This window comes from Vicinamibacterales bacterium, from assembly GCA_035699745.1.
Classification (GTDB): Bacteria; Acidobacteriota; Vicinamibacteria; order Vicinamibacterales; family 2-12-FULL-66-21; genus JAICSD01.
The window spans coordinates 75,599-93,669 of the sequence record DASSPH010000005.1 but is presented as its reverse complement, the minus strand read 5'-3'; the positions used below and the strand labels follow the sequence as shown (position 1 = coordinate 93,669).

General features: G+C 69.9%; 2 protein-coding genes (1 of these 2 cut by a window edge). Both read right to left on the bottom strand.

Features of this window, described 5'->3' with window-relative positions:
* On the bottom strand, positions 1 to 2,793 hold the start of the coding sequence (locus VFK57_00560; protein HET7694176.1) for a carboxypeptidase regulatory-like domain-containing protein. The gene continues 14,256 nt to the left of window position 1, outside the view; the window shows 2,793 of its 17,049 coding nt (coding positions 1-2,793); its start codon is at positions 2,791 to 2,793; its stop codon lies off the left edge, out of view.
* Positions 2,790 to 18,071 carry a PKD domain-containing protein gene (locus VFK57_00555; GenBank protein ID HET7694175.1) on the bottom strand — a complete coding sequence of 5,094 codons (15,282 nt, stop codon included), beginning with the start codon at positions 18,069 to 18,071 and terminating at the stop codon, positions 2,790 to 2,792. Before VFK57_00555 ends, VFK57_00560 begins: the two co-directional genes overlap by 4 nt.

Genomic DNA, 18,071 nt, shown 5'->3' with positions numbered 1-18,071 from the left:
TTTCACATTGGAGATCGTGATCGTGCGCGTGACGAAGGGCCCGAATGGATCGCGCAGCGCGAGGAACGCGATGCGGCGGCCCGGCTGCAGCGCGACGCCGACCACGCGGTTGCCGTCCACGGCGTAGTTGGTGATGTCGGCCGAGGCGAGACGATCCTGGACGCTTGCGGCCGTCACTTCCTCGGAGAACAGCACGGCGACGACGCGGCCCGCAGGTATTCCGGGATCCTCGAGATCGCAGCGCAGCACGTCTGCCTGCGCCTGCTGGATGACCGCCAGCACGGTGGGACCCGGATCGGCGACCGGGGTCGCGGTGGTGGTGGAGACGATCTCGCCGCCGGTGTCGGCGAACGTGAAGATGAAGGGGTCGCCCGTCGTACCGATCGTCGCCGGACGCTGCGGGAACGCCAGCATCGGCGTCGTCACCTGGCGGAGGCTGCCGCCCGCCGCCGGCGACACCACGCTGACGGTGTAGCCGGCGCTGCCGGGAGCGCCGGCGCCGGCAGCGGCGGCGATCTGGAACGTGCCGGGCTCCGGCGCCGCGACGATCAGCAGGCGCGCGATCGTCGCGCCCGAGGCGTTGGTGAAGTCGACGACGTCGCTGAAGGGGATCTCCTTCAGGATCTTGCCGTCCGCGGCCGCGGCGCCCAGGCGGCGGTTCTGCGCGTCGGTGACGCTGAAGCGCGCGGGCAGCGGCTGGCCGTTGCCGGACACGAGGATGGAGACGTGACCCGGACGGTAGGTCCACGCCTGCGCGAGGTCGTAGTGGAACTGCTGCGTGCCCTTCGACGCGAGCGACGGGGCGACGGCGCGGCCCACCGCGGCGGCGAACTGGTCGCCGCGGATCGATCTGCGCCGCAGCTCGTCGAAGCCCTCGAAGTTGTCGCGCTCGAACGCCTGATCGGACGGCTTGGGATACAGGGACGCGAGCCGCGAGACGTCGCTGCCCATGAAATCCATCAGCAACTGGGATGCGCTCGTCGGCAGCGGCTCGCCGATCGAGACGCGGAGGCCGGCTTCGGCGACCTGAATCGCGCGATCGATGACGATCTTCTTCGAGAAGCGGCGCACGTCGGACGGCAGCGCCGCCGCCGGCGCGGTCGCGACCGCGTGCGCCTTGCCGAGCAGCCCGAGCGCCGCCTGCTTCAGATCGTCCGGATTGTCGCCGGGCAGGCGCAGCCCGTTGGCCTCCTTCGGGAGCACCAGCGAATCCGGCGACAGCGGGACACCCAGCTCGCCGACTGCCGCTTTCAGCGAGAACCGGCCGGCGACGTTGTCGCCCGAGTCCAGCGTCGCCGCGGTCACCTTGCCGCTCCTCTTTGCGATCAGATTGAACGTGAGCGTCGCCGAATCGCCGGGCGCGATCGTCTCGACGGTTCTCGACGCATCCCCCACGACCGTCGCACCGCTGATGTTGCGGGGATAGAGGTTGACGCTCACCAAGTTCGCCGGCGCGGCCGACGTGTTCGAGACGGTGACGTCGAGCGTGTAGGGCTCGCCGGCCGTGACGACGTCCGGATGCGTGAACGTCAGCGTGAAGTTCGGGTTCCGCACCAGCACCGCACCGGCGGCGCGCCCGGTGATGCTGACCGGGCCGACCGGCAGGCCGTTCAGGGTTCCGGTGATGTGCATCTCGACGACGTGGCTGCCCTCGCGCCGGCCCTCGACGAGGTACTCGGCGTTGCCGCTCTCGCCCGGACCGAGGCTTGGGATGTCATCGGCGGTGCCCACCTTGCCGTCGGCTCCCGGCTGCGCGATGGCTTGAATCCGCGGCGATTCGCCATATGCCGTCTTCGCCATCGCCAGCGGCGCGTATGGGCTGTTCGCCGCGCCGTTGCTGTCGGGCGGCAGGACGATCTCCGCTTTCAGGTTCGTGACCACGAGGTTCGAGCCCGACGGCGCGACGTTGCCGACCATCAGCAGAACGCTGAAGTACTGATTCAGGAACCCGATGTCGCCCGGGATCACCACCACGCCTGGAATCGGCGGGACGACGAAGTTCTGCCCGCTGAGGGTCGGGACCTTCAGCGTGAATCCCACGACGCTGAGATTGGGGATCTGCCGCTGCAGCTTCAGCGTGTCGGGAATGATGGTGGCCAGCGTCGGCAGCGACGCGCCGGCGATCGTGGGAATCGTCGTCGTGGACGAGCCGCTGTCGGTGACGGGGTCGAGCCGCGGCAGCACCACCGGGAAGTTGAGCTGGATGGGCTGATCGGCGATCGCGAACGCCGCCGAGAAGTTGTAGGCCTGGAAGTTCGACGGATCGAACACGATGCCCGCGGCGCGGACTTCGGCGGCGGTCAGCGCCTTTGCCGTCACCTGGGTGACGAGCAGTTTCTCGATGACGTCGATGGTGACGTGTCCCGGCGTCGCGCGGAGCAGCACCTCACCGCCGCTGATCAGCCGGATGTTCTCGAGCAGGTGAGCGCCGGCGACCGTCAGCGGCGGAATATTGAACGGCGTGTTCGGCTTGACGCGCAGCTCGAGCGGCGCCTGCAGGCTCGGCCCGCGCAGCGTGGCGACGACTTCCGCGTCGGGCGCGAAGGGGGGCAGGCCCGCGGGCAGCGTCGGCGCCTGCAGGAAGGTGCTGACGATCGTCGCGATGTTCCTCGGGATCGTCTGATACCCCGGTTCGACCTTCAGGCCGATGCCATACAGCGTGATGTCCTCGCGGCCGAGGACGCGCTGCGGCGCGGAGCCCTGGGCGTGCAGCGCCGCGCCGCTCGCCAGCATCACCACGATCGGGAGCGACGCCGCGAGGATCCGAAGCGAACGGCAGGTGAGGCGCGTCACAGGCCACCTCCCGCCGCCGGCGCCGCGAGGAGTGTTTCGCCGAACGCCGTACCCTTCGTCGAATAGATGATCGCCCGCGCCGGCGCGTAGGCGCCGAACGGGCTGTTGAACTCGATCTCGAACGTGGCGGCGCCGTTGGTCACCTGCACCTGAATGCCTTCCGTCGACGGATCCGCGTCGGCCGTCAGAATCGTTCCGTATTGCACGAGGGCCGAGCCGTCCTGCGGCGCGCTGCGCACCGTGTACATCGTCCCGTTCGGCACGGCGGCGCCGTTGTTCTGCACGAAGCCGGACGCGGTCACGGTGAACCGCCGCTTGCCCGATTCCTGGCCGCCGATCAGCCCGCCGCCGCTGGCCGCGAGCGTGACCGCGCGGGCCGGCATCGCGGCGCCGATGGTGTAGAGCCGGAACTTCGTCACCGTCGTGGTGACGGTGTTCGCCGCGGTGTCGACGGTGCCGCCGATGTGATCCCAGTCGCCGGTCTCGCTGTTCCACGCGTAGATCGCGAACGTGGATTCGTCGAGGCCGGCGACGTCCTGATCGTGATAGTCGATGACCAGCGAGGTCGGGCCGCCCAGATCGAGCCCGTCCGGCGCGAACTGGTGGAAGCCGCCGATCCCGTAATGCGGCGCGTCAGCGGCGCCGGCGCTGTCGGCCGGCATGTAGCGGTAGTCCTTCGCCGGGACCGTGGCCGGGGTGAAGCGCCACGACAGCAGCCGCACGTCCGTGCCATCCGGCAGTCGGGTGCTGTCGATCATCATCGTCGCGGTGAACTGCGACTGCAGCTTCACGAACTGCTCGGCGCCGCGAACGATCCGCGCCTGCACGTCCGAGAAGTCGGTCGCGAAGCTGGTGAGCAGCGCCTTCCACGTCTGCCGGATGGTGTCCCACAGGCCGAAGTCCGCCGGCGCCGGTTCGGTGTCGCCATACGACTCGAGCGGAATGTTGCGGCCGCGGAAGCGGATGCCCTTCTCCCTGGTCCAGCCGACCTTGCTCTCGCTCTTGAAGTCGATGCCGAACCCGAGCTTCAGGCCGAGCGCTTCCCCTTCGAGGCCGAACGGCACGGTGAAGCCGCTGCCCTTCTCCCTGGAGACGGTGTAGGGGATCGGCGTGTCGTAGAAGACCTGCGAGAACGTGCCGAGTTCCTGGTTGAGCAGCGTCGGCGTCAGCCCGAGACGCTGGTTCGCCATGTTGGTGCGCGCGCTCGCCTTGTGGATGGTGTCGAGATTGGCGAGGTTTTCGATCGCCTTGTCGACCAGTTCCGGCGTCTCGAGCGAGTAGCTGTAGCTGCCGGTGAAGCCGTTGCCGAGATTCGTCTCGGCGCCCGCCAGGTCCCGCTTCCAGCCCCAGCGCTTCGGACCCGAGTAGCCGATCGAGATGCTGTTCGGCTTCAGCCCGTCGCGCAGCTTGCTCAGGTCGGTGGTGAACGCGACGCTGTAGCTGGTGTTGCCGGAGAACGAGGTGTTGACGTCGAGCGACTTCTTGAAGAACGAAACCTCGGCCTCGCCCGCCTTGTCCTTCTCCCCTTCCTCTTCCGGACGGTCCTGCGGCATCAGGCTCAGGCCCGCCGAGAAGTCGATGCCTCCTTTGAGCGTGTAGCTCTCCGTGGTGGACTTGACGGTGAGCGCACCGGCGTCGCTGAGCGCATAGCCGAACGCGTTCTTCGCGCCGATGCTGAAGCCGTTCGCCGCCGAGACGCCGAAGTCGACGCCGATCTCCTTGTCGGCATCGCCGAAGCCCGGTGCCGGCCGTCCGAAATTGAGCTTCACCCCCGCCGACTCGTTCGCCTCGTGGCCGAACTCGGTCGAAGTCGAGGTGACGTACCTGGTCAGGTCGGCGCACGGCCGCGTCCGCGCCAGGTCGATCAGCTTGGTGAAGATCGGATGGACCTGGAACATGCCCGACAGCGTCAGGTTGGCGATCGCGCAGCTCTTGTCTTCGTCCAGCGGATACGGGAACGACAGCTTGACGCCCTTGCCGGCGTAGGCGCGATCCGACGTGCCGACCTTCGCTCCGCCGCTCACCTGGCCGACGCCCAGCCCCGCCTTCAGCTTGAACAGGCTGAACTCGACGCCGAACTTGCCGCTGGTCTGGAAGCTCTGGCTGATCGAGAGCGACGTGTCGCCGGCCGTGCCGTTGACCTCCTTCTCGATCTCCGTGCCGGCTTCGACGCCCCCTTCGACACTGAACATCAGGCCGGCCGAGCCCTTGATCTCCGTGCCGCGCGAATACGCCAGCGTGTAGTCCCGCGGCTTCACCGTCAGCGTGAACTTCTCCGGCACCGTGCAGGCCGGCGCCACGCCGTTCACCGACGTGATGGTGACGTCGTACTCCGCGCCGACGATCAGCGAGAGCCAGCTCGAATCCGGCGTCAGCTTGAGGCCGGTCTCGGCGCCGGTCTGGATCTCGCCCAGCGTCCCGGTCGTGAAGGTGAAGGATCGCCGCTGGAACGTCGAGCCGAACGTCCCGGCAACCTCCGCCGCCACGGTGGCGTTGGCGATCGGCGCGCCGGTCCGCTTGTTGACGATGCGGTAATAGCGATACGCCGAGCCGCCCATCTGCACCTCGGAGGTCTCCGGGTTGTAGGGCAGCGGCACGATCGCGTAGTTCTCGCAGCCGACGACGACGCGCGTCGTCGAGCCCTCGATGACGCCGCTCGACGGCGTGTAGACGGTGGCCGCGCCGTCGATGATCAGCCCCTTGCTCGGTGCGGTGAAGGTGACGACCTTGCTCGCCGACTGGCCGGCGCCGATCAGGCCGAGGTTGTAGCACTGGTTCGTGATGTTGCTGCACACCACGACGTCCTGCGCCGGCTCGGACGACAGGTTCTGCGCCGTCAGCGTGATGGTCAGCGTCTCGCCGAACGCGACCGTCGCGTCGCCGCCGAGCGGCGCGCCGTCGAGCGTGACGACCTGCGACATCGACAGCTCGGCTCCGGCGAGGCACGCGGCATCGGGGTCGAGCAGGCTGCCGCCCGGCAGCGGCACATGCGGCCTCGCCGGCGTCGCCGGACCCTGCGGCTGCAGCCGATCGACGACGTAGTAGAAGAAGCCGCCGAGGTTGTTCTGGCGGTTCGACTCCTTCACCGACTTGTCGGGCAGGTCGATGACGAACGACACGCCGTGCGCCTGATTGAAGCCCGCGGTCTGATCGACCTTGAGGCTGAACACCGGGACCGCCTGGCCGTTCGCGAGCACCAGCGAACCGTCGCTGTTCCGCTCCCACGAAATCGTCCGGTCGTCGCCGCCGGGCACGTCCTGCCGGATCTCCTTTTCCAGGCTGCCGCTGCCGGGCGCATCCGACTTGTACATCCCGATGCGGACGTTCTGGCCCGCCCTGAAGCCGCGGTTGTAGACGCGCGGCGACAGCGCCAGCTTCGCCGACGTGAGCGCCTTCTGAACGTTCAGCTGCGCCTGCGAGAGATTCGCCGTGCGCTGGGCCGAGTCGGGATCGCCCGCGATGGTCTGGTTGTAGACCGGCAGCGTCTCGGTCTTGCCGCGCGCGATGAACTGCGCGACCGTAGCCGCAAACGCGTCGGCCTGGCCGTCGGTGACGATGCGCTCGAGATCCGCCTTGACCTTGTAGAACCGGGCGATCTGGTTGACGACCTCGTCACGGCTGAACAGCGGGACCGGGGTGCTGCCGCGCAGCGTCCGCGCCGCGGCCGACGCGATGTACTCCTCGAACGAGGTGCAGGGCTTCTCCTTCCAGTTGTCCGGGTAGACGATCGTCGCCACCACGGCCAGGCAGGCGTTCCGCGAATAACCGTCGCGAGTCACGTCGAGCAGGATCCTGTTCGCCTGCGGGCTGGCGACCATGCGCGCCATCGCCGCGCGGATGCCGGCCTTGCCGGCGTCGTGCATCTGCTTCACGAACAGGTCGTGGAACCCGGAGTCCTGATTCGACGCGCCGACGACGCGCACGAACGCCTTGGACTTGGCGAGCGCGTATTCCTGCAGGTTCGACCACTCGTAGCCCTCGAGCGCCGGGATGCCGGTCACCCGCTTCAGATCGTTGAGGATCAGATCCAGGCTTCGCCCCTCCAGCGTGAAGCCGGGGACGCCGGTGACGTACGCCCCTTCGAGCAGCCATTTCAGGAGCAGCGACCGACGCCCGAGCCCCATGTCGCCGACGGCATCGCTGCCGCCCGAAGATGGCGGCTTCACGTCGAACCGGGCGGTCTCGAACAGTTCCCGGGCGACCGGGAAGAAGGTGATGTCTTCGAAGGCGATTCTCGACCCGTCTCCGACCGCGATCGGGCGCGGCTCGCTGGTCCGCGGATCGATGAAGACGTCGGTGAGCGCCTTGACGGTGCACGCGCCGGCCGCCGCGTGCGCGGCCGGGATGAAGACCTCGAAATCGTGATCGCTGACGCCGGGCTGATAGTTCGAGCCGCAGTCGCCGCGCCACAGGCAGGCGCCGCTGCCCTGCTCGATCATCGAGATCGCCTGGACCGGCAGCGCGCAGTCCGCCGCCGCCTTCGCCAGGCCGGCGGCGATGCCCGTCTGCAGCGCCTCCTTCTCCTTCGCGAGCAGGCTGGTGCGGTCGCCGCGAGGCCGTTCGGCGACGGGCACGCGCGTGAAGTCGATCCCCAGATCGCAGCAGTTGTCGTAAATCGCCAGGATGTCGAGGCGCCCCGGCCCGGCGCTCGCGCTCGGCGAATCGTCCGGGTAGGTCGGGATGTACGCCAGGCCGCGCTCGTGGTCGACGCGGAAGCCGTTCATCGTCTGCGGATACCGGCGCGTGTAGACGACGCGGTCGTCCCAGCCGTCGCTGTCGGCGTCGATCGGCGCCGCCAGCGGCTTCGAGACGTCGATGATGAAGAAGCCGTCGCCGGGACCGGCGGCGTTGTCGAGCGTGCCGCCGGCGAACAGCCGGCGCTTCACGGGATCGAAATCGAGATCCCGCACCGTGCCCTTCATCAGGATCTGGCCGATCACGGCCGGCGCGGTGCGGTGCGTGAGATCGACGATCTGAATCGATCGCGTCCCGGCGACGAACAGCAGATCGCGCTGCTCTGCCGGCGTGATGATGCCGTCCTCGTCGTCATCGCTCCCGTACGCCGGCGCGAAGAGCAGGCGGCGCGGCGCGTCGCTCAGATCGACCGAGGCAAGCGGCGCCAGGTTCGGATCGAGGATGTCGATCCGCTGCGCGGAGCGTTCGGCGGCGACGAGACGGTCCTCGACGCTGATGACGTCCCAGTAGTCGCCCGGGTAGATGCCCTCCTTGAGGCGCTGCTGCGGAACCGGCTCGGGCAGGTTCTTGCCGACGTCGGCGGCCATGATGCCGACCTCGCGCACCGCCGCATACGCGGCCAGGCCGGTGCTGTGCCGGATCCAGGCGACTCCTTCGGCGAAGCCCATCTGGTGAACCGTGCCGGGCCGCGTGAAGTCGTTGAGGAAGTCCGGGGTGGCGTTGAGCAGCTTGTTGCCGATCAGGCACGGCGCGTCCGGCCTGGTCACGTCGAAGAACGACAGGTAGCTGTACTCGACGACCGACGACGTGGTGATGGCGAGGTCGCCGGCGAACTGCGTGCCGGCGCCGCAGGCGCCCGCCTGAATCGGCTCGCGGTAGTTGATCGCGCCGTTGCCGTTCCTGCCGACGTCCGGCACGAGCGTGACGCGCTTCTTCCCCTGGCCGCCGAACGCCGACTGCTGCTCCGCCGGCTGCTCGGCGTTGGTTGCGTCGATCGACAACAACTTGTAGCCGGTGCGGCTCTCGGTGGTTGCGAACAGGAACGTCCTGAGCGTGCCGTCGACCGGTTTGCGGGTGAAGGTCACGTGGCGGATCGGCTCGAGCAGCCGTCCATCGCGGCCTACCGAGAGGGTCGATACGAGCTTTGGCGTGAACGTCCTGATCGCGAGGCGCGTGGTCGCGATCGCGTTGCCCGACGCGTCGCGCACCGTCTGGCCGGTGGTGTTGAGCGCGTCGTTTCCGTAGAACGTAACGGAGTATTCCTCGCCGATGCCCAGCGCGCTCTCCGGCACGAAGGTGGCGGTGCGGCCGTTGTCGTAGACGCGCCACGTGCCGCGCACGCGCTCCCGGACGCTCGAACCGTTCACGGTCCTCACGCGTTCCACGACCGCCGCGGCCTTGATCGAGTCCGGGCTCATCGTTTCGGAGAACGTGAACGTCAGCGGCGACGCGGGATCGAACCGGTCGAGCCGGGCGGGGGACCCGATGAGCATCGGGGCCTGCTCGTCATCCGTGATCGTGCCGAGGTTGAGCGGCTCGTCCCGCGGCGGCGCCTGCGTCGTCAGGGTCTTCACGACGCGGCCGGTGATCGGGTTCCTGACCTCGATCCTGAAGTTCGGGATGCGCTGGTAGTCCTGCGGCGCCGATTCGTACGAGACGCGGATCGCGAAGGTGTCGGACATCAGCCCGTCGAACGCGAACCTGAACCCGCCGTTGACGATGCGGGCCGCGGGGATCTCCATCACCAGCGCCGGCGTGCGGCTCTCGTTGATCAGCTCGACCTTGGTGCGGGCGCGCGACAGCGGCAGCGGGTTCTGCGGGTGCGAGGCGTTGTAGGCGAGGATCTCCGCCATCGTGGGATCGATGGTCCCCTCGACGGCGCGGGCCAGCAGGTTGCCGGGGCCGTTCGGCGACAGCAGCGTCCACTGCGTGCCCTTTTCGAGGGTGCGCGCCGCGCCGGTGTCGTCGATCGCCGAGACGATGTAGAGATCGTCGGCGGCGCCGGTGACCGGCAGCGAGATCCGCATCTGCTCGGCGCCGAACTGGGTCTCGGTCGAGCGCGTCGTGTTCTTCACGACGACTCGCGCGATCGCCATGGTGACCGCGTCGGCGTCGATGGCGACGATCAGCTTGTCGTTCGCGTCGGCGACGACGCTGACGGCGGGCGCGGGTGTCCGCGATCCGTCCGCCGCCTGCAGCAAGACCTGGATCTCGTCACCGGCGGCGCCGGCGACGGTGAACTTCATCTCGAGGATGTTCCGGGCGAAGTGCGCTTCCGTCCCGGCCAGCGCATTGCGGACCGCGATCTCCCGATCCGCCGGCGCCAGGACGCCGCGTTCGATCTGCACCGTCTGGGTGTTCGGCACGACGGTGACGCGCCCGCTCAGCACCGGGAAGCAGATCGGCATCGGCACGTCGTACGAGAACGCGGCGAACGGGAACACGAACGCCGAGGTCATGAACGGAATCGTCACGTCGACCCGCAGCCCGCCGTACTGGCTCGACGACATCAGCGCGTAGTTCAGCCCGACCGTGCTCGCGGACTTGTAGAAGCCGTAGACGCCAGCCGCAGTGACGCCGGGGCAGGGCGGCGAGGACGTGCGCACGCGGCCGTCGATCAGCTTGGCGGTGTCGACGACGCTCAGCGACTGGACGCCGCCGGCGTTCACGACCTGGCCGACGATCCACTGATCCGCGGCGGCATCGCCCGGCGCTGCCGCGACGCCGACGTTCACGTACTTGGCCGGGGCCGCGCCGTTGAAGTCGACCTGGACGCCGCCGGCGTACCCGAACACCTTCTTCTGTTCGGTGTCCATCTGCACGGGGAACGCCGCTTCGACGATGCTGCGGATGGTCACCAGCGCGCCGTCCGGGAACGTGCCCGGCTTCATCTCGACGAACGTGCCGTTCGGCCCTTCGACGCGGCCGCCCTCGGCCTCGACGGCGGCGGTGACGCTGCCGTCGCCGTTCGTCTGCGAGAAGAGCGGCAGCGCGTAGACGGTCTCGATGCCGGATGCCCCGACGATCCGCAGCCGCAGCCTGTCGCGGCGCGACGCGGCCACGTTGACCTCGAAGCCGCCGTTCGGATCGAGCAGCACCGGCGCCACCGCACCGGTGGTCAGGTTCTCGATCCAGACGGTGTCGTGTGCGCCGGCGGTGCCCTGCGTGCCGCGAACCGTCGTGACGCCGCCGGCGGGAATGGTGGCCGTCACGCTGCCGGCGGGGGGCAGGGGCGGCGGCGCGGTATTGATCGCGGTGAACGTGATCGTCGCGGGCGCGGTCATCTGGCGGCCTGCCGCGTCGCTCGCCTCCTTCGCGACGGTGAAGGTGTAGGTGACGTTCGAATCGAGCAGCGCGGCCGGCCAGAACGTCACGACCGTGTTCGCGGCCGAAAGGCTGATGGTCCCGGCGATCGGTCCCGCCGGCGAGGTCAATGACAGCCGTCCCGCATTCGCGCCCGTCAGCGAGGCCGGGTCGACCGGCTTCGAGAAGACGACCGTGACGGGTGACGACAGCGGCACGTTCCGCGCCCCCGAAGCGGGCTGGATCGATGCGACCCGCAGCGGCTGCGGGACGATCCGCACGTCGATCGCCAGCTCGTCACCTGCGGTCGCCAGCTGCCCCGTGACGCTGGCGGCGTCGGAGCGGGCCAGGTCGAGCGCGGTGACGGTCAGCGGCCCCACCTTGCCGGCCGCGATGTAACCCGACGGCCGGGAGATCGCGATGACCTTCAGGTCGTTGACCGCGACGCGCGCGCCGGCGAGCACGGCGTTGTCGGCGCCGATCACCTGCCCTGCCGCAAACCCGAGTGGAGCGGCCGCGCGGGCGAAGACGTAGCGGCCGCCGGAGAGCACCCCCTCGAACGGCGTCTTGTTCTTCGGCAGCACGAACGACGACACCACCCGCTCGCCGCTCACGCTGCCGAGCCCGACGAGCACGTACTCGGTCGTGCCGCCGATCTCGACCAGCTTGAGCAGCAGAATCTGTGACTGCGCGTCGAGCCCGGCGGGCGTCGGGACCGAGAGGGACGCCGGCGCGATCAGCGATCCGCCCGCGAGTGTGACCGCTGCCCCGCCGACGAACGTGAGGCCGCCTGGGATCGCCACACCCAGAGACGCGGCCGCGAGCGCGTCGATCTGCACGGCGAGGGTGCCGGACGTCGACTCCGGCGCGACGTCGATTGCTTCCCCGCTCGCGGTCTCCGCGTGGCCGCCGCCGGCGCCGACGACGGCCGAGCCGCCGGCCGCCTTCGGCGTGATCGCTTCGACGGAGATCGTGCCGGTCTTCAACGTCGCGGCCTCGAAGGTCAGCGACGGCGTGACCGGGTACGCCGCCATCAGCGCGGCGCCGCTCTGGAAGAACGCAAAGTCCTGCACCGACGATTCCGGCTGGACGATGGTGTCGTTGCGGAACTGGTACTGCTCGGTGATGCGCGCCTGCAGCGGGGTGCCGCTCGGCAGCGGCGTGCCTGGCGTGAGGCGCGTTTCGACGTCGGACCGGACGCCCGGCTGATAGAAGATCACCTTGGGCTGCGGCGTCACGGTCGCCAGCGCGGCCGCGCCGATCGCGACCGGAGCCACGCCCGTGACCAGCTCGCCGGCGGCGGGCTGCGGAGGCGCCGACGGCTGGGTGTCCGCGCGCAGCCACGCATACGCGCCCGCGACTTCGACCGCCGCTGCCGCGCTCGTCTCACCGGCGGCGACATCGTGGATGGCGACGGCGCGCCACGCCGTCGCGGCCGGGTCCCAGCGCGCGAGCGTCAGCTTCGCGCCGGCCGCGAGTCCGGCCGGCAGCGGAATGTCGAGCGTGGCAGGTTGCGCGAATTGAATGGCGGGCGACGCCACATAGCTCGCGAGCGGCGCCCAGCCGAGCGGTGTGAGCCCGTGCAGGGCGTGCACCCCAACCCTGGTCAGCGACATCGGTGTCGCCGCAGCGAGTGCGCCGGCCGGAACCGTCAGCGACGCGGTGCCGGCGCGCAGCGTTCCGCCCAGCACCGGGGTGACGTTCACCGCCTCGTTCAGCGGCGTGAGCCGCGCGTCGAAGATCTCGGTCACACTCCCGGCAGTGACCGCGACCGCGCGCTCGACGCCGGTCCAGCCCGCGCGGGCGATCTGCACCACGGCGGCGCCGCCCGGCGCGGTCAGCGCGAAGCGTCCGCGATCGTCCGTGTTCGTGGCCGCCGCCGGCGCCGACCCTTCCGCCGCCAGCGTGACAGCAACGCCGCTCAACGGCAGCCCCGTGGTGTCGTCGAACACTTCACCGGTGATCAGCCCCGCTCCGGCGTCGGCGGGGACGACGAGCGCATCCTTGCTGCTGACCGATTCGAGCCCGGAGAGATCCGAGGCGCGTGCCTCGAGTGCGAGATGCGCACCGGCGGGCAAGCCGGCCGGCACACTGAAAGCCGCCTGGTAAGGCGGCATCGTGATCGTCGCGACGACGGCCCCGTCGACGAGGAACACGACCGCGGCGATGCCCTTCGCGTCGGTGGCCGTGGCGTTCAACGCGATCGACGTTCCAGCGAGGACCTGCGCGGGGGCGGTGAACGTCAACGCCGGCGGCGTGGTGTCTTCGTTGCCGGTCACCGGAACGCTGCCCTGCGCGCGTCCCTTGTTGCCGGCGAAGTCATACGCGTCGGCCGCCACTGCGATCGTCGTTCCCGGCGGCGTGTTCGCGGGGACTTGATACGTGAACTCGTATGGCGCCGCCTCGTCGATGCCGGCCGCAGCGCCGTTGATGAAGAACGTGACCCTGGCGACGCCGACCGCGTCCTGCGCCTGTGCGACGAGACGCAGCACCGCGCCCGGAGAGGTCTCGGCGGCGTGCGACAACGACACGGTGGGCGGCGTGGCGTCGGGCTGCGACGCGATGGTCATCGTCACCGACGCCGATCCGGCGTTGCCCGCGGCGTCGCGGGCGATCGCGCGTGCGACGATGGTCCCGCCCGGCGCCGCGACGTCGGGAATGCGCACGGTGCGCTGATAGGGGGCGGACGGCAGGTCGACACCGCCGGCACCGTCCACCTCGATACGCACGCTCGCCACGCCCACGTCGTCGCTCGCGGTCGCCGAGATCGTGACGTCGGTGCCGGGGAGCACCTCGCGCGGCGCATGTACCCAGGCGACCGGCGGGGCGCGATCGAGGCGGGGCGACACCGGAACGGTGACGGTCGCCTGCGCGGACGCCTGATGGACGTCGGTCACCGTCAGGGTCGCCGTGTGCGACTGCGCCGTCGTGAACACGTGCGCGACCTGCTTCCCCGTTGCCGTCGCCCCGTCGCTGAACGACCAGGCATAGACGAGCGCGTCGCCGTCGGGATCGCTCGACAGCGAGCCGTTGAAGGTGACCGGCAGATCCGCTTCGCCGCTGTACGGGCCGCCGGCGTGCGCCACAGGCGGGCGGTTGGCGCCTGGAGTGGACGTGGTGATCGTCACCGGAACGGATGCCGCGTTCGATCCGCCGTGTCCGTCGCTGACGGTCACCGTCGCCGTGAACGTGCCCGCGGCGTCGTAGGCATACGACGGCTGCGCGCCGGTGCGGCTGCGGCCGTCCCCGAACGTCCATGAGAACGTCAGGACGTCGCCGTCCGGATCGCTCGACGCCGACGCGTTGAAGGCGATCGATTCGCCGACCTTGGCAGTGTACGGGCCGCCGGCATTGGCCGATGGCGCGCGGTTCGCGGCAGTGACGGCGACGAGCGTCGACGCCGAACTCGACCCGCCGCGGCCGTCCGATACGGTGACCGTCGCGGTGAACGTTCCGGCCGCGCCATACGCATGTGACGGCGCCGCGCCCGCCGCTGTCGTCCCGTCGCCGAACGTCCACGCATAGGTGAGCGCATCGCCGTCGGGATCGCTGGAGGCGGCGGCGCTGAAGGAAATCGACGTGCCGGCCTCGGACGAATACGGTCCGCCGATCTGCGCCTGCGGCGACCGGTTCGCCGCGGTAATGGTGATCGACGCCGTCGCGCTCGCGGAACCGCCGCGTCCATCCGAAACCGTAACCGTCGCACTGAACGTGCCTGCCGTCTGATATGTACGGCGCGGGTTGACGCCGGTTGCGGTTCCGCCGTCGCTGAACGTCCACGCATACGTGAGCGAATCGCCGTCCGGATCCGACGAGCCCGATGCCGAGAATGCGATCGTCGCGCCGGCGTCACCCGAATAGGGCCCGCCGGCGGCAGCCGTCGGCGCCCGGTTGGGTCGCGCGATGACGGCCGTGGTCGTCGCGCTTCCGCTCGTCTTGTTCGAATCGGTGACGGTGAGCGTGACCGTGAAGGTGCCCGGCTCGCTGTAGGTGTGCGTCGCCTGAATGCCGCTGCCGGTGGACCCGTCGCCGAAGTTCCACGCGTAGGTCAGCGGATCGCCGTCGGGATCGTTCGAATCCGCGCCGCTGAACGTGACCGTCTGCCCGGTCTGCCCCTTGTAAGGACCGCCGGGGCCGGCGGTCGGCGGATGGTTGCCGCTGAGGGTGATGTGGAGCGTCTGCGTGACGCTGTTGCCGGCCTTGTCCGTCGCGACGATCGCCAGCGCGTTCGGGCCTGCGGCGAGCGACACATCGCACGTGAAGCCCGCCTGGCCGAGCGATGCGGCAGTCCCGGCGCACGTGATCGACTGCAGACCCGACAGCGTGTCGATAGCACTGCCGGTGATCCGCTGCGCGGCAACGGCAACGATCGCTCCGTCGGCGGGGCTCGAGACGGAGAGCGCCGGCGCGCCGCGATCGAGATTGATCGTCAGCGACGCGGTCGCGGTGTTGCCGGACTTGTCGGCCGCGGTGCCGCTCACGATCTGCCCGGCGCCGTCGCTGTCCACGAGCCGCGGCGCCGGACACTCGGCGACGCCCGATCCGGCGTCGCTGCACTGGAACGTGACGGTGACCGGCGTGCGGTGCCAGCCGGCAGCGTTTGCCGGCGGCGTCGCGGCCGCCGCAACCACCGGCGGGACGACGTCGATGGCGACGTCCACGTCGATCGCGGCCTGATTGCCGGCGCGATCGATCGTTTCGGCGTGCACCTTGTGGGCGCCGTCGCCGGAGACCGTCTGCGGCGCAGGACAGACGTCGATCCCCGACAGCCCGTCATCGCAGGTGAACGTCACGACGACGGTGTGATTGGGAGCGGGGCTGGTCACCGCCTGGATCGTGGGCGCGGTGCGATCGATCCGCAGCACCAGAGAGGCGGCCGCCTGGTTGCCGGCATGATCGGCCGCGGTGCCGCCGGCATCCACGGCCGCGCCTTCTGCGGTCAGCTGAACCGGTGCCGGACAGCTGGCGACCCCCGACTCGGCATCGTTACAGGTGAAACCGACGGTGACCGGCGCGTTGTACCAACCGTTCGCGTTCGCGGCGCGATCCGGGGCCGCCACCACTGACGGCGCCGTCCGATCGATCATCACCTGCACGCTGGCGGACGCGAGGTTGCCGGCCTTGTCGATCGCCGTGCCCGAGATCTCGCGCGCGCCGCCCGACGAGACGACGACCGGATCCGGACATCCGGCGATCCCCGACAGCGCGTCCGAGCAGGTGAACGTGACCGTGACGTCGCCGCTCGTCCACCCCGTCGCCGAGGCGGCCGCCACGATCGACGGCGCGGTCTTGTCCACGTTGATCGTCGTCGTCACCGAGGCGGCGTTGCCGGCGTTGTCTCTGGCCTGACCCGAGAACGCCTGTCCCGCCCCCTCGGTATCGACGTGCACCGGCGCCGGACACTGCGCGACGCCGGATCCGCTGTCGCTGCACGTGAACGTGATGTCCACGTCCGTCTTGTGCCAGCCGTGGGCGTTCGCGGCGGGCGCGGTCGCCGCGGCGATGCCCGGCTTGGTTCGGTCGAGGCTGACGACCACCGTCGCGACGGCGGTGTTGCCGGCCTTGTCACGGGCCGTGCCGACGATCGTCTGGTTCATTCCTTCGGTCGTGACGATCTGATCCGGCGGACACAGGGCGATGCCCGATCCGGTATCGCTGCACTCGAAGTGCACGGTGACATCGCCATTGCTCACGCCGGCGGCCGTCGCGGTGCCGGCGATCGACGGCGGCGTCAGATCCACGTTCAGCGTCACGGCCGCGGTCTCGCTGTTGCCGGCGTTGTCGACGGCGGTGCCACTGATGGTCTGCCCGGCCCCATCAGCCGTGACGGTGATCGGGCTCGGACACGTGGCGATTCCGGCGAGCGCATCGCCGCACGTGAAGGTGACGGTGACGGGTGCGTTGTGCCAGCCGTCGGCGTTCGCGGCCGGCTCGATCGACGCCGCGATCGACGGCTTCGATCGATCGATGCTGACGAGAACGGACGCGGTGCCCGTGTTCCCCGCCTTGTCGCGCACGTCGGCGGAAACGGACTGCTCCTTCCCTTCGGCCGCGATGGTTCGCGGCTGCGGGCAGTCGAGCACGCCCGAGGCCGCGTCGGTGCACTCGAAGGTGACGGTGACGTCGCCGCGATGCCAGCCGCCCGGCCCGGCGGCGGGCTGCACCCGGGCCACGAGCTGCGGCGCGGTCACGTCGACGTTGACGATCTGCGTCACCGAGGCTGCGTTCCCCGCGCGGTCGGCGACCGTTCCGGCGATCGCGCGATTCACCGCGTCGGTGGACACCGTGACCGCGGGCGGGCAGTCCGCCGCGCCGGATCCGGTGTCGGCGCAGACGAACGTGATCGTGACCGGGGCGTTGAACCAGCCGCCCGGAGGAACGGGGGCGCTCAACTGCGCCGCGATGGTCGGCGGAATGCGATCGACGTTCAGCGTCGCCGCGTTGATCGCTTCGTTGCCGGCAATGTCGACCGCCTTGCCGGGAATGACGATGCCGGCGCCGTCCTGGCTCACGACCTGGGGCGGCGTACATGACGCGAGACCGGAGAGCGTGTCGCCGCAGGCGAACGACACGGTCGGCGCTGTCTGGTGCCACCCGGCGGTATTGGGGGCGGGGGCAATCGCGGGCGCAATCGACGGCGCTGTCTTGTCGAGGTTCAGCGTGACGGTGATGGTGACCGTGTTGCCGCGCGAGTCGATGGCGGTCCCGCTGATCGCCTGACGCGCCCCTTCGGTCGTGAGCTTCACCGGTGCGGTGCACGATGCGATCGCCGGCGGCGGCGTGCCCGGATACGGGGCGGCAGCGGTACACGTGAAGCTGACCGTCGTGTCCGCCCGGCTCCATCCGGCGGCATTCGGCAGCGGCGAGATCGCGGCGACGATCTTCGGCTGCTGCGATTCGTCCTTCACGATCGAGATGCGCAGCCGGCTTCCCGGCTCGCTGGCCAGTTCGACCGACAGGGTGTTGTCCGCGACGAGCGTCACCGGCCGCAGCAGCAGCTTCACCGACGGGGTGAACTGCGAGGGGATCGCGATGTCCTGCCCGTTGACCGCCACTACCGCGCTCGCCGTACCGATCGATTCGATGCGGACGATGTAGCTGCCGGGCGGGGCGGGGAAGGAGACGCGCTCCACCACCGGCGTGCCGGTGGCGCGCGTGAACGTGCGCGGACCAAACACCGTCGCGCCTGCCGCATCGGCACGCGCGGCGGCGAACAGGATCGCGGCGAGCGCGAGCACGGCGCCGCGGCGGAGACGGAAGATGAAGCCGGTAGACTGCAA